12 protein-coding genes are annotated in these 13,188 nt (G+C 66.0%); 5 read left to right on the top strand and 7 right to left on the bottom strand.

The genetic code is table 11. The annotated features are described in order from the left end of the window. Nucleotides 1-6 precede the first annotated feature (6 nt). Entirely contained in the window at nt 7-939 is a 933-nt protein-coding gene (locus tag AC07O0_RS07840) for a DUF6282 family protein (protein ID WP_494621650.1), read from the top strand. Nucleotides 940-1,030: 91 nt separating this feature from the next. On the opposite strand, the gene AC07O0_RS07835 is transcribed toward AC07O0_RS07840, so the two are convergent. Then, complete coding sequence (locus AC07O0_RS07835) at nt 1,031-1,495, bottom strand: Lrp/AsnC family transcriptional regulator (protein ID WP_494621648.1); 465 nt, start codon at nt 1,493-1,495, stop codon at nt 1,031-1,033. A 138-nt stretch (nt 1,496-1,633) separates the two neighbouring features. Here AC07O0_RS07835 and AC07O0_RS07830 point away from each other — a divergent pair, with 138 nt between their 5' ends. After that, nucleotides 1,634-2,911: an ArgE/DapE family deacylase gene (locus AC07O0_RS07830; RefSeq protein WP_494621646.1), complete on the top strand. Its 1,278-nt coding sequence runs from the start codon at nt 1,634-1,636 to the stop codon at nt 2,909-2,911. A gap of 79 nt (nt 2,912-2,990) precedes the next feature. Here the strand turns inward: AC07O0_RS07830 and AC07O0_RS07825 are convergent, their stop codons facing one another. The 5 genes from AC07O0_RS07825 to AC07O0_RS07805 form a co-directional block, all read right to left on the bottom strand. Continuing rightward, a complete protein-coding gene (locus AC07O0_RS07825; protein ID WP_494621644.1) occupies nt 2,991-3,977 on the bottom strand; it encodes a Bug family tripartite tricarboxylate transporter substrate binding protein in 987 nt (328 codons plus the stop codon). Nucleotides 3,978-4,062: 85 nt separating this feature from the next. Continuing rightward, nucleotides 4,063-4,866 (bottom strand): DNA-binding transcriptional regulator, encoded by an 804-nt coding sequence (locus AC07O0_RS07820; protein ID WP_494621642.1) that lies wholly within the window; start codon nt 4,864-4,866, stop codon nt 4,063-4,065. Nucleotides 4,867-4,951: 85 nt separating this feature from the next. Then, complete coding sequence (locus AC07O0_RS07815; protein ID WP_494621640.1) at nt 4,952-5,935, bottom strand: NAD(P)H-quinone oxidoreductase; 984 nt, start codon at nt 5,933-5,935, stop codon at nt 4,952-4,954. Beyond that, on the bottom strand, nt 5,935-6,570 hold the full coding sequence (locus tag AC07O0_RS07810; protein WP_494621638.1) for a fumarate hydratase C-terminal domain-containing protein: 636 nt from the start codon (nt 6,568-6,570) through the stop codon (nt 5,935-5,937). The genes AC07O0_RS07815 and AC07O0_RS07810 overlap by 1 nt, the downstream gene beginning before the upstream one ends. Then, nucleotides 6,567-7,436 carry a fumarate hydratase gene (locus tag AC07O0_RS07805; protein WP_494621636.1) on the bottom strand — a complete coding sequence of 290 codons (870 nt, stop codon included), beginning with the start codon at nt 7,434-7,436 and terminating at the stop codon, nt 6,567-6,569. The genes AC07O0_RS07810 and AC07O0_RS07805 overlap by 4 nt, the downstream gene beginning before the upstream one ends. Before the next feature lie 186 nt (nt 7,437-7,622). On the opposite strand from AC07O0_RS07805, the gene AC07O0_RS07800 reads away from it, so the two are divergent. Then, entirely contained in the window at nt 7,623-9,077 is a 1,455-nt protein-coding gene (locus AC07O0_RS07800) for an aromatic amino acid lyase (protein WP_494621634.1), read from the top strand. Between the two features lie 44 nt (nt 9,078-9,121). Here AC07O0_RS07800 and AC07O0_RS07795 read toward each other — a convergent pair whose 3' ends face one another. Continuing rightward, a complete protein-coding gene (locus AC07O0_RS07795; protein ID WP_494621632.1) occupies nt 9,122-10,810 on the bottom strand; it encodes a hypothetical protein in 1,689 nt (562 codons plus the stop codon). A gap of 268 nt (nt 10,811-11,078) precedes the next feature. On the opposite strand from AC07O0_RS07795, the gene AC07O0_RS07790 reads away from it, so the two are divergent. Further along, nucleotides 11,079-12,050 carry an AEC family transporter gene (locus AC07O0_RS07790; RefSeq protein ID WP_494621630.1) on the top strand — a complete coding sequence of 324 codons (972 nt, stop codon included), beginning with the start codon at nt 11,079-11,081 and terminating at the stop codon, nt 12,048-12,050. Nucleotides 12,051-12,084: 34 nt separating this feature from the next. Then, nucleotides 12,085-13,188, top strand: coding sequence for a CaiB/BaiF CoA transferase family protein (locus AC07O0_RS07785; protein ID WP_494621628.1), 1,104 nt, complete (start codon nt 12,085-12,087; stop codon nt 13,186-13,188).

Here is a 13,188-nt window from a genome sequence, read left to right as displayed (position 1 = left end):
CCCGACATGACCGCCACGACCCAGACCACCGACGCGCGCAGCCGCCAGATCGCCGATCTCCTGGTCGGCGCCGTCGACCTGCACTGCCATAGCGGCCCGGCCGCGATGCCGCGCATCCTCGACCATCACGAGGCGATGCTCGACGCCGCAGCGGCAAAATTCCGCGCCGTCGTCTACAAGGACCATTTCTACCTCGGCACCGCCCATTCGATCCTGCTCGAGAAGCTGGTGCCGGACACCGGCGTCAGGCTGTTCTCCGGCATCGCGCTCAACAATGCCTCGGGCGGCTTCAACCCGCATGCAGTCGACCACGCCATCAAGCTCGGCGGCAGAATCGTCTGGATGCCGACGCTCTCGGCCAAGAACCATATCGATGTGCTCGCTTCCGGCGCGGTGAAGACCTTCCCGAAGACCGCCCAGAAGATGCTCGATCCGATCCCGCTGACGCCGTTCGGCGGCGACGGCAAGCTCACCGACGACGTCAAGCTGATCCTCGACCTGATCGCAGCCGGCGACATCATCCTCGCCGGCGGGCATCTCTCGACGCCCGAGCTCTTCGCCGTGTTCGAGGAGGCGAAGGCGCGCGGCGTCAGGAAGCTGCTCGTCAACCACCCGACCTACATGGTCAACAATTGCAGCGATGCGGAAATCCGCGACCTCGTCTCGCTCGGCGCGGTGATGGAGCATTCGATCTGCATGTTCGTCGAGGGCAAGTCGAAGAAGTTCGAGCCGCCGGAGCTGCGCCGGGTGATCGAGGTCGCCGGCGTCGAGAACACCGTGCTCTGCTCTGATCTCGGCCTCACCGGCTCGCCGCGCCCGATCGACGGCTATCGCGAGATCGTCGGCCACCTGCTCGACCTGCAGTTCACGGAAGTCGAGATCAAGCGCCTGACCGGCGGGCATGCTGCGGAGTTGCTGGGGTTGGAGGCAACCGCCTGATAGAAGGGCAGAGGCCGGCGAGACGGCCCGCTCGCGACCCATAGCAAACACCGGGCAGGTCCGCTCGCCATTGGCCAAGAAGGCCGCGTTTTCAGAGTTCCATAGGCAGAGCGAAGCCTGCCTTGACGCGGTCCATGACGACCAGGGTCTTGAACCCCTTGATGTCGGCATTTTCATAGAAGAAGCGGCGCGTGAATTGCTCGTAGTCCTCCATGTCGCGTGCCGTCACCACGAGTACGAAGTCGGCGTCGCCGGTGACGTAGAATCCGATCATCACTTCCGCCGTTGCCTTGATGGCCGCTTTGAAGCGGTCGATGATGTCGGCTCGCTCTCGCTCCAGCGAGACCAGCACCAGCATTGAAAAAGGGCGCCCGACCGCCTTTGGCGACACGATCGAGACGTCGCCCTCGATCACGCCGCAGGCGCGCAACCGCTTCATCCGGCGCTGACATGCGGTCGCCGACAGGTTCGCGAGTTCCGCGAGCTCGTCCGAGGTCAGACGATTATTCGCCTGCACGGCCTGGAGAAGCTTCAGATCAATTTCGTCCAGCGTCATGGCGCATAAATCCTGCGTGAAGAGAACTTATATCGCAGCAATCAGTACCTGTGATGGATGTGAACGCCGCCATGCCGCGTATGAGGGAGCTATAATGCAGCCGACCAGCTTGTCTCGCCACCTTGCAGGATATCGATCATGACCGCTCCCGAAGACCGGATCCTTCAAGCCGTCGACGATCTGTTCGAAGAGCAGGTGGAGTTCCTCGCCGCCCTCGTCGGTTATCGCACGCTTCGCGAAGAGGAGGACGACGCGCAGAGCTTCCTGGAGGCGAACCTGGTGAAGCGGGGCTACCAAGTCAGGCGCTTTCAGACAGACGCTACGCAGATCGGCAAGCATCCGGCCTTTTCGCCGACGACCATCGACTATCGGTCGAGCTGGAACATCGTCGGCCTCAGACCCGCCCAGAGGCGCGGTGGGCGCTCACTGGCCTTCAACTCCCACATGGACGTCGTGCCTGCGGCCAGCGCGGCACGGTGGTCATCGCCGCCGTTCACAGCACGCAGGGAGGGCGATTGGCTCTATGGCCGTGGCGCCGGCGACATGAAGGCTGGACTAACAGCATCCGTCTACGCTCTCGAAGCGATCGAGCACGCGGGACTGACCCTTCGCGGAGACGTTCAGATCCAGTCGGTGGTGGAAGAGGAGATCACGGGGAATGGCGCCGCCACGGCCTTCGTCAACGGTTTCATTGCCGATGTGATTGTCAGCGCTGAGCCTACGGACGAGCAACTCGTCCGCGCCAACTCCGGCGTGCTGAAGTTCCGCCTGACGACGCGAGGACGGCCGGCTCACCCGCGAGAACCCGAGTCCGGCCAGAGCGCGATCGATCTGATGATCAAGCTGATCGGCCACTTGCGCACTCTGGAACGCAAATGGATTGGCGAGGCGAAGGGCAAGCGCGGTTTCGAGGGCATTGCCAATCCCGTCGCCCTGACATTCGGGACGATCACCGGCGGCGACTGGATCGCTTCGATCCCAAGCGATTGCGTGGCGGAAGGCCGCATCGGCTTCTATCCCGGCGAGGACCCGCAAGCGCGGGCTGCCGAGTTCGAACGCTTCGTGGCAAAGATTCAGGAGGAGGACGCGGCTTTTGCCAGTGGCGATCTGGTCGATGTCGACTGGGTTGGCGTGATGCATGCGGGCTACGAGCTCGCGGAAGGCTCGGCGGCCGAAGCGTGCTTACGGACCGCTCACCGACGCGCCCAAGGCGGCAACGACCTCACCGCCTCTGTCATGACAGCCTATCTCGATGCAGCCATCTTCGCAGTGCACGGAAACATCCCCTCGCTCGTCTATGGGCCGATCACAGAGAATATCCACGGCATTGACGAGCGAGTCAGTCTGTCTTCGCTCAAGCGGGTTACGAAGGCGCTCGCGCTGTTCGCCGCCGACTGGTGCGGCATCGACGCGTGACGCGGGTCCTGTATTGAACCGCCACAATGGAGATGAGAAGCTTGGCCTCGGCAAGCCTCCTATCTGATAATTTTTCAGCTCAATCCAGCGAGATCGCCGCAGCCTTTACGACATCCGCCCACTTCGCCACTTCCTGCGTCTGCGCGTTACGCACCGCCGCGGCGTCGCCGCTGAGCGCGCGCACGCCGATCGTCGCGAGCTTCTCGCGCCCTTCCGCGCTCTCGACATAGGCGCGGGTGATCGCGGCGATGCGCGCCGCGATCGGCTCGGGCAATCCCTTCGGGCCGACCAGCGCGAACCAGCCCGTGGCGCTGACGCCTGGCAAGCCGGCCTCGGACAAGGTCGGCACGTCCGGCAATTGCGGGGCGCGCTGGTCGCTGGTCACGGCGAGCGCGCGGATCGCGCCGCTTTTGACATGGGGGATATAGGCCGGGATGAAGTCGATCGCGACATTGACCATGCCGCCGACCAGATCGGCCGAGAGGGGCGCCGAGCCGCGATAGGGCACATGCGTCATCTGGAAGCCGGCCTTGCGCTGAATCAGCTCGCCGGTGACATGGCCCATCAGGCCGAAGCCGGGGCTGCCGAAGGTGAGCTTGCCCGGATTGGCCTTGCCGTAGGCGACGAGCTCGGCGAAGGACTTGACCGGCAGCGAGGGATGGACGCTGACGATGCCCTGGACGTCGCCGAGCAGCGCGACCGGCGCGAAATCGGCCAGCGGATCGAAGGACATGGTCTTGTAAAGCAGCTTGTTGGTCGCGAGCGGCCCGGACGAGGAGAACAGCAGCGTGTAGCCATCCGGCGTTGCCCGGGCGACACCGGTCGCCGCGATGTTGCCGCCGGCGCCGGTCTTGTTTTCGACGACGAAGCCCTGGCCGAGCTCGCTGCGCAAACGCTCCGCCAGCAGGCGGGCGACGACGTCGGTCGAGGCGCCCGCCGGGAACGGCACGACGATGGTGACTGGCCGGCTCGGCCAGGTATCGGCGAAGGCCCGCCCTTGGGTAGCCAGCGCACCGGCGCCTGCCATGGACGCCATGAAACGACGGCGTGAGATCGGCCGCATCATCTGAGGTTTCCTCCGGACAAGGTGTTCTGAAGCTGTTGTCCGGACACTAGGCACGAGCCCGTCACAGGCTCGCGGGAAAGCGCCGCTATTTCTCGCCTTGAAACGCAACGCCCATGGATTGCGACAGCGCCTCCAGCTGCGCCTCGATGTTCGCCGCCGCCTTCTTCAGCGGATGGATGATTTTCGCCTTGTCATCCGGGTTGGGGACTGCGGCGCGGAAGAAGGTCACGCCGAAGGTCGCGAGCACCCGCTCGCCGAGCTTGATCGGTACCGCGATCGTCGCGGAATTCTTGGGCTCAGCGGCAGGATCGCGCTCGGTATAGCCACGCCGGCGCGCCTGCTCGATCATGCGCGCGACATCCTCGTCGCTGAGGCTGCTGTTCTCCGGCTCGGACGAGGCCCGCATCGCGGCACGCAGCACCTCTCGTTCCTCGTCCGGGCAGAAGGCGAGATAGGCGCGCCCGAGCGCCCGGCCGCCGAGATTCAGCCGGTAGCCGAGCGTCGCATGGAACGGCGAGATCGGGCTATCGGGGATCGTCGAGAAGCGCACGACCACAGCGTCATAATCGAGCAGGCAGACGGCGCAGGGCCATTTGATCTGGCGCGTCAGCGCCGTCGCCCAGGGCCGCGCCGCCTCGATCACCATCGGCGCGCCATGGAAGCCCGAGCTCAGATGCGCCACCTGAGACGTCACGAGATAGCCGCGCATGCGCTCGTCGCGAACGACATAGCCGGCTTCGATCAGGGTCTCGAGCAGGCGCACGATCGTCGGCTTCGGCATGCCGGTGCGGCGATGCAGTTCACCGACGGTCGCGACGCTGCAGCGATTGACCTCGGTCAGCAGCCGCAGCGCCTTGAGAACGGACTGGACAGGCGCAAAGGAGAACACGCAGCGGATCCGGCTAAACGAGCACGAACCGCTGTTCTAGATGAGAATTCTCCAAACTCGATAGTTATTCGCGCAGCCTGCCGGACTATTCCGGCATGGTCAGGACGACCTTGCCGACCTGGTCGCCTGCATCCATCAGCGCATGCGCATCCCGGACATCGCGCCAGTCGAAGCTCGCGCAGATATGGCTGCGGATCGCCCCGCTCTCCAAGAGCGGCCAGATCTGCGCGACCAGCTTGGCGGCGATCCGCCCCTTATAGGCGGCATCGCGCGGCCGCAGCGTCGAGCCAGTCAGAGTCAACCGCCGGCGGACGATGTTGCGGACATTGACCTCGGCCATCTGGCCGAGATGGCTGGCGATCAGCACGACGCGGCCATCGGGCGCCAGTAATTGCAGCTGCTTTTCGGTATAGGGGCCGGCCTGCGCGTCGAGGACGACATCGACCTTCTCCTTGCCGATCGCCGTCTCGATCACCGCCACCCAATCGGCGCGATAGTCGACGGCGAGATCGGCGCCGATCTCCAGGCAAACGGCGCGCTTCTCGGCCGTGCCGGCGGTCGCGATCACGCGGGCGCCGCGCAAATGCCTGGCGATCTGGATCGCCGCCATGCCGACGCCGCTGGTGCCGCCCTGGACCAGCAAGGTCTCGCCATCAGCCAGCCTGCCAAGCCAGACGACATTGTTCCAGGCGGTGAAGAACACCTCCGGCAGCGCCGCCGCCTCAGCGAAGGAAAAGCCCTTCGGCAGCGGCATGCATTGCAGCGCCGGCACCGCGCAGAACTCGGCATAGCCACCGCCATTGGCGAGCGCGCAGATGGCATCGCCGACCTTCGGCCAGGTGACCTCGGCGCCGACTGCATCGACCACACCGGAGACGTCGAGGCCTGGCAAATCGGTCGCACCGGGCGGCGGCGGATAGAGGCCGCGCCGCTGCTGGATGTCGGGCCGGTTCACGCCTGCTGCGCGGACGCGGATCAGCACGTCGCCTGCGCCAAGGGTGGGCGAGGGGCGCTCGCAGAAGGCGAGGACCTCGGGGCCGCCCGGCGTGGTGATCTCGATCGCTTGCATCAGTGGGTCTCGTTGTCGTGTTCCGGGTGGAGCGAGCGGATGATCTCGGGCAGGCGCTCGCGGGCCGAAGACATCAGGCGCTCATAGATCGAGTTGCCATGGGCATCGATCGCGACGATGACCGGCCCGAAGCCGTTCAGCCGCAGGCGATTGAGGCGGAACTGCATGATCAGGTCGCGCCAGGCGCAATCAGTCACCGCTTCGACGCCCTCGCTCAGCAGGGCCGAAGCGCCGCCGACGAAGGAGAAATAGACGCAGCCGACCTCGCGCATGGCATCGACGCTGTCCTGCGAGAGCCCGCCCTTGCCGCCGGTCGCAGTCAGCCGCAGGCCCCGGATCAGTGTCGGCATCAGATGATTGAAGCGGCTGGACGTCGTCGGGTTGACGTAATGGACCACGCCGGGCCGTCCATCGCCGTCCTCATAGCTCACGCCCATGTGGAAGAATGCGCCGTCACGCAGGGAGAGCGGCAATTCGCGCCCGGCCTCGACTTCCGAAGCCATGCGCTTCTGGGTCGGCATGCCGACGGTCGCGACCGCATCGCCGTCGAGCAGCACGACGTCACCGACTTTCAGCGCGCGCGCTGCCTCAGGAGTGAGGGGCAGTGTCAGGCGGATCGGGGAGGGGCTGGTCATTCGATCCGCTCCACCATGCCGGAATTGTAGATCCGCGCCCGCGTCCGCCGGTTGATCCAGCAGTTGAACGAGACCGCGACCGGGGTGAAGCCGTGGCCGGAGGCGTATTCGACATGGACGCCGAAGGTCGTGGTCGCGCCGCCGACGCCCATCGGGCCGAAGCCCATCTGGTTGACCGCGCGGGTCAGGCGCTCCTCCATCTCGGCAACCATCGCCTCGGGATTGCGCTCGCCGAAGGGGCGCAGGGTCGCGTCCTTGGAGAGTTTCGCCGCATGGTCGAAGGTGCCGCCGATGCCGACGCCGATCACCACAGGCGGGCAATGCTGGCCGCCGGCCCGCAGCACGATTTCCAGGATGCAGCGCTCGATCTCGTCCAGGTTCGGGCTGACCAGTATCTCGACCGCGGCCCAGCGCCCGCCGCCGAGCGCCTTGGGGGCGCAGGTGATGTCGAGATAATCGCCCTCGCCGACGAGGTCCCAGGAGACCAGCGGCATGTCCTTGCCGTGAAAGCTGCGCTCGTTGGTCAGCGGGTTGGTGACGAAGCGCAGCAGCGGCGGCTGGATCGTCCGGGTGAGCTCGGCGAAGCCGTCGACGATGGCCTGGCGGATGTCGCCTTCCATCCGCGCGCCGGAGCCGATCTTGATGCTGTAGCTCGGCACGCCGGCATCGGAGCAGAGGAATTTGCCGGTGGTCTCCGCCCGCTCGGCGCTGTCGAGCATGAAAGCGAGCGTCTGGCGGGCCTGAGGTTCCGTTTCCGTCGCCAGCGCCTTGCGGAACTCGGCCTTCGAGGATTCGGGGATACGGCGCAGCGACCAATCATAGAGATTGGCCGTGACCTCCTTGACCAGATCATAAGTGATTGCCATGCGCACCGTCCGTTCGACGGCGTGAAACTAGTCGAATGACAGAAGTCGGCTGGGTGCCCTCACAGCGTTTCGCTAAGTGAAATCGAGACCGCGCACGGCCCGGCATTCCGGCTTCGCTTTATTGACGGGATCAGCCAGGGATGCGGGCTGCCGGCATCCGGGCGGTCAAGAACAGGACGAGCGATCATGAGCCATGTCGACATCACCGGCTTCGACCTGACGATCGACGCGATCGTCCGCGTCGCCAGGGAGAAGGCACTGGTATCGATCACGCCGGATGCCCTCGTCCGGATGCAGGCGGCCCGCGCCATCGTCAACGAGGCCGTAGCGCGCGGCGAGAAGGTCTACGGCGTCACCACCAGCGTCGGCGCCAAGACCGGCGTGCCACTCGCCCCGGAGCGCATCGGCGAGTTCAACCGCCGCCTGCTGCTGACCCACAACGTCGCGCACGGCCCCCTCGCTCCGCCCGAAGCCGTCAGGGTGATGATGCTCGTTCTGCTCAATTCCATGGCGAGCGGGCGTCTCGGCGTCCGCCCGCTGCTGGCCGAACGGTTGTTAGAGGCGCTCAACGCCGATCGAGCGATCGACGTCCATATCTGGGGCTCGATGGGCCAGAGCGACATGGCCCCCATCACAGATTTGGCGCTCGCGCTCTATGGCGATCTCGACCTGCAGGCCGGCGAGGCGCTGGCGCTGCTGAATTCCAGCGCGCTTGCGCTCGGCATCGCGGCGCTTGCCATGGCTGACCTCAAGCGCAGCCTCGACCTCTGGAGCCTGATCGCCGCGCTGAGCATGGAAGGCTTCGCCGCCAATCCCTCGATCGTCTCGGAGGCCGCGCTACGCTCGCGCCCCTTCACCGGGCTGGAGCGGCATGGAAGCCGGATCAGGCGCTATCTCGACGGCAGTTATCTCTTCGCCAAGGGCGGGCCGCGCCATCTACAGGACCCGCTGAGCTTCCGTTCGCTGCCGCTGTTGCATGGCACGGCGGCGGACAGCCTGGATTTCGCCTGGCGCCAGGTCGAGACCGAGTTCCGCTCCAGCCAGAACAACCCGATCGTCTCGCTCGAAGATCGCTCGCTCGTCTCCGTCGCCAATTTCGACACGGTCTCGCTGTCGATGGCGCTCGATATCGCCCGGCTCGCCTTTGCGCCAGTGGTGACGGCTTCGGCCGAGCGCGTCGCCAAGCAGGTCGATTCCTTCTGGTCGGGCCTGACGGTCGGGCTGATCGAGGAGGACGGCGTCGGCCTGCCCGGCTTCAACGGCCTCGCCCAGTTCCACAAGGCGATCGCCTCGGAGGCGAGGCTGGCGACGGCGCCGGTGGTTCAGGAACTCGCCAGCTCCAGCCACTCCAACGGCAATCTCGACCGGGCGGGCATGGCGACCTTCGCGGCGCGCAAGACGGCGGAGGTCGCCGGCCTGTGCAGGTCGATCGCAGGCGTCGAGCTGATGGTCGCGGCCCAGGCGGTCGAGAGCCGCAAGGCGACGCCGCTCGGCGCAGTGACCGGCAAGCTCTTCGCAATGGCGCGCGAGGCCGTTCCCTTCGCCGCGGCAGGCGACCGGGTTCCCCATCTCGATCCGCTGCTGCGGCATATGGCCGAGCGTCGTGACGAGGTCGGGACGCTGCTCGATGCGCATCAATAGCGCCGGCGGCTAGGCTCGCATCGTTGGGCCGTCCGCGAAGCGCCCTACTTTCTCAGGTACATGTCCCAGCAAGGCGAGAGAGCAACGAGCCGGCGGCCTTCCAGCGCCTGCGCAAACTGCTTCCAGATCGCCGCCCGCTTCACCTCCACGGGGCATTTCGGCCGCATGATCGCGTCGATGTCGCGCAGGGCTTCCAGCATCTCGGCGGTCACCCTGGGGTTGGTCCGCTCGGTGTCGATGCCGAGCGCGACATGAAGCGGCGCGGCGCGGCCGAGCAGATGGTTGAACGGGCTGACGAAATCGAGCGCGAAGAAGCCGTTCAGCTGGCGGCCGTTCGACGCCTCCCAGCGCCTGATCGCATCGATTCCCTGCTGCACCTCGAGCAGCCAGGTCGCCTGGTGGTCGATCTCGGAGAACAGCGTCGCTGATGGCAGCAAGCCGCGGCGGACGAGGTCCTCATAGGCGTCATTGTATTTCGGGTAGTGATCGACCTGCGCGATGGCACGCTCGGCCAACTCCGGCTTCAGGCTCACTCTGCCCAGCGGCCCGACATCCGGCACGTGCAGCGCCTGATAGCGCGGGGCGGCGATGACGGCGCGAGCGCCTCTCTCCAGGAAGATCACGGCGCTCGGCAACGACACGGTCATGACGAGGACCAGAACATAGGGGCGCAAGCGATCATCGGAGCGGGAGTGGTAGGTCTTGAGGATCAGGATCAGGACCGGCCAGAGCCCGATGAACTCGAGTGATCCGCTGTTCTGCGTCTCGCCTAGAATGAGGGCGAACAGGCTCGCGGTCAGCCAACCGAGCGGCGAGGCCAGCAAGTCTGCGAACGAAGGCTTGTCGCGCCAGGCAGCGAAGGCGAGCGCGCCGATCAGCAAAAAGCAGGGCGCGATCACGTTGAACTTGATCGAGGCCAGGGTCAGGAAGCGGCGCAGGAGCGAGGCGGAGTTGAGCATCGCCAGGATGAAGACGTCTTCGACATGGGCGTAGATGACGCCGGTCGAGAGTTCGAGCGCGATCAGGACGCCGATGACGGTCAGGGCGGCGATCGCGGCGTCGCGGAAGCGCATCCGGCCGGCCAGGACGGCATAGCCGACGAGAACCGCCCCCGACACCGGGCCGGTGACCTTGACCAGGAAAAGCGCCGTCATCAGCACCGCGACGAGGCTCGTCAGCAGGACCCGGCTCTCGACGAAGAGGAGCGTCGCCAGCAGGAGATAAAGAAGCAGTGCGACATGGCGGTTGTAATAGCCGAAACCGTCGAAACCGGGCGACGGATAGAGGCTGTGGAGGTTGATCGGCAGCGAGGTCAGGAACAGGAAGGGGATCAGGATCGCCAGAGCCAATCGGCGCGAGCGCGGATCGACATCCCCGACGATCAGCGCCACGATCGGCAGCGAGAGGGGCACGATCGCCCAGTTGGCGAGCAGGGCCGGCTGCGCCTGCGGAAAGAGAGCCTGGATTCCGGCTGTGAGATAGAAGCCGAGCGGACCGATCGAGGTGAAGAAATCGATATTCGGAATCTGGCCCTGCCAGATGCGCTGGGCGGCATCGAGGTAGATGTCGGTGTCCCAGTAATTCGGCCCTAGCGGCAGGCGCACGGGGAATGCCAGCCCAAGGATCACCAGCACCAGGAACGACACGATCCAGAACGTCGGAGACGTCGTGAAATAGCGCCAGGATGACCCGGATGTCGGGTTGCCCGTTGTCGCCTGAGTGCTGCTCGTCATCGCCTGTTCCATCAGCCCTTCCCGGAACATGGCAGAAATATGTTACCCGATCGCTTCCATCATGCCCGGACTCTGCAATTCTTGGTTGTGCAAAAGCGAGGGCAGGCGGCCGTTTTCCGCAGCCAGGTTCTGCAGCGCGTGCAGGGGCTTCCACTCCTCGCAGGGTTCTCATGAAGACCCGCCCATCCTATAAGGCGGTGCCGTCGCCGCGGTCGGTGAGCCGAGAACGTGCCAGCCGGCTCTTGCCTCGCTCAGGATGCGCCGCCGCATGGCCGACATCGCCAGCCTGTTCAATCTCGTCGCGCCCTTCTTCGGGCTGATCCTGCTCGGCTTCCTGATCGGCCGCTACAAGCGCCTGCCGGGCGAGGGGCTGGCCTGGATGCAGTTCTTCCTGATCTATGTCGCGCTGCCTTGCCTGTTCTACCGGCTGATCGCCGACAAGCCGCTGAGCGAGCTCACAAACTGGCGCTTCGTCGCGGTGACGACGCTCGCGACCTTCTGCGCCTTCGTGCTCTCCTTCGCGCTCGGCTGGCGCCACACCAAAGGCGACATGCCGCAAGCGGTGATGCAGGGCGTCGCCGGCTCCTATTCGAACATTGGCTATATGGGTCCGCCGCTGATCCTGGCCGCCCTGGGTCCAGCCGCCAGCGCGCCGGTCGTGCTGATCTTCGTCTTCGACAACCTGCTACTGTTCTCGCTGATCCCGTTCCTGATGGCGCTGGCCGGCGTCGAGAAGAGGAGCGTTGCCGCGACCGCTGCAGAGGTGGTCCGGCGGGTCGTGACCCATCCCTTCAATGTCGCGACCGTCGCCGGCGTGCTCGCGGCCTTCCTCAAGCTCGAATTGCCGACCGCGATCGACAAGATGACGCTTTGGCTCTCGCAGGCGGCCGCTCCCTGCGCGCTCTTCCTGCTCGGCGTCACGGTCGCGCTGCAGCCGATCCGGCAGATGCCCAGTGAGCTGCCCTGGCTTGTCGCGATCAAGCTGCTGCTGCACCCGCTGCTGGTCTGGCTGCTGCTTTCGACATTCGGGAATTTCTCCGCGCCTTGGGTCTATGCCGCCGTGATCATGGCGGCGCTGCCGCCGGCGCTGAACATCTTCGTGATCTCGACGCAGTACCGCGTCGGCATCGAGCGCGCCTCGGCCTGCATCCTCGTCGGCACCGTCGTCTCTACGGTGACGCTGACGGGCTTCCTGTGGCTGGTGAAGACAGGCAGGATGCCGGCTGACCTGTTTCACTGAGGGCCTGCAAGGGCCTGCCTTCCCGGGCCCATCGATGCAGCCGCTCTCCGATCTCCTCGTCCTCGATTTCTCGACCCTGCTGCCCGGCCCGCTGGCGAGCCTCTTCCTCGCCGAAGCCGGCGCGCGCGTGATCCGGATCGAGCGACCGGACGGCGAGGACATGCGCCGCTTTCCGCCGCGTTTCGGCGAGACCTCTGCGCCCTTCGCCGCGCTGAACCGCGGCAAGCAGAGCCTCGCCATCGATCTCAAGGCGCCCGATGCGCTAGAACGCCTGAAGCCATTGATCGAGCAGGCCGACATCGTGATCGAGCAGTTCCGGCCGGGCGTAATGGCTCGCCTCGGCTTCGGCTACGAGGCGCTGAAGGCGCTCAACCCTCGGCTGGTCTACTGCTCGATCAGCGGCTACGGTCAGAACGGCCCGCGCGCTTTCGAGGCCGGCCACGACATCAACTACCAGGCGATCGGCGGGCTGCTCGGCCAGTCGCTCGCCCATGGCAGGCAACCACCGCTGCCGCCGACCTTGGTCGCCGACATCGCCGGCGGCGCCATGCCGGCGGTGATCAATATCCTGCTGGCGCTGCGCGAGCGCGATCGCTCCGGGCAGGGCTGCCATCTCGACATCGCCATGACCGACGCGATGCTCGCCTTCTCCTGGTACGCATTCGCACAAGGACAGGCCGCTGGCCGTTATCCCAATGGCGGGGAGGGGCTGCTCACCGGCGCCAGCCCGCGCTACGGCCTCTACGCCACCGAAGATGGCTGGTTCCTCGCCGTCGGCGCACTCGAGGAAAAGTTCTGGGCCAGCTTCTGCGACGGCATCGGCCTCGACGCCGAACTGCGCAACGACCGACGCGATCCGGCCGCGACACAGGTGGCGATCACCGCGATCATCGCTTCCCGGCCGGCCGCTCATTGGCGGGAAACGATCGAACCGCTCGATTGCTGCTGCACGGTGGTTAGGACGCTCGACGAGGCGCTGGCCGATCCGCATCTCACCGCCCGCGGCCTGCTCGACCGGCAGGTCGAGGAGCCAGGTGGGCGGCGCATGGTCTCGACGCCGCTGCCGCTCGCGCCGGTTTTCCGCGATGCCGCGCCGGCGCTGCGGGCGAGCCCGCCGATCGGCGACTACGAGATCTGA

This window comes from Allobosea sp. GW821-FHT10B12 (assembly GCF_059415545.1).
This window is presented reverse-complemented; position numbering and strand designations above follow the sequence as displayed.